The following is a 702-nucleotide window of genomic DNA, read 5'->3' as shown; positions in this document are numbered from 1 at the left end:
GAACCGTGCGTAGACACGCGGCAGCATCCCGCGTCGCGAAGCGGCGTGGGATGGGTTGTGGTGTAGCGGTGGCTAGGCGGCGAGGTCGAGGGTGACGCGGTAGCCGAGGGCTTCGAGTTGATGGATGTGGTTGCGTTTGCGGCGTTCGGTGTCGGTGCGGCTGAGGTAGAAGTCGGCGCCGAGGTCACGGAAGCCGGTTGCGGGGTCGGACAGCAGGTGCCAGATGATCGTCAGGATCGAGCGGCCGACCGCGACGATCGCGCGTTTGGCGCCGCGTCGTCGGGCGATGCGCCGGTAGCGTTCGCCGAGGAACGTGTCGGTGCGGGCGGCGGATACCGCGATCTGTCCGAGGACGCGGGCGAGGTAGCGGTTGCCGTGCCCGGTTGACCCGGTGCCTTTGCGGCGGCCGGCGGATTCCTTGACGCCGGGGGCGAACTTGGCCCAGCCGGCCAGGTGGGCCGGGGTGGGGAAGCGGGTCATGTCCACGCCGATCTCGGCGATGATCGTGGCAGCGGCGGCCGGGCCGATGCCGGGGATGTCACGCAGGCGGGTCGCCGCTGGGGCGAAAGGGGCCAGGTGCGCCTCGATCCGGGCGTCGACCTCGCGGATGTCGGCCTCGACCTGTTCGACCCGCGTGATCATCTTGCCCAGCAGGAACGCGTGATGATCCGTGAAGTGACCGGTCAGCGCTTCCCGCAGGTC

1 protein-coding gene is annotated in these 702 nt (G+C 69.9%); it reads right to left on the bottom strand.

Features of this window, described 5'->3' with window-relative positions; genetic code table 11:
• Nucleotides 1-72: 72 nt before the first annotated feature.
• The coding region (locus ACLQ25_RS32760) for a transposase (RefSeq protein ID WP_425734598.1) at nt 73-702 on the bottom strand (630 nt) is incomplete at its 5' end.

This window comes from Micromonospora sp. DT44 (assembly GCF_049841635.1).
In the GTDB taxonomy this organism is placed as follows: domain Bacteria; phylum Actinomycetota; class Actinomycetes; order Mycobacteriales; family Micromonosporaceae; genus Micromonospora.
Note: the sequence above shows the minus strand (reverse complement) of the source record. Positions and strands in the feature narration are given on the sequence as shown.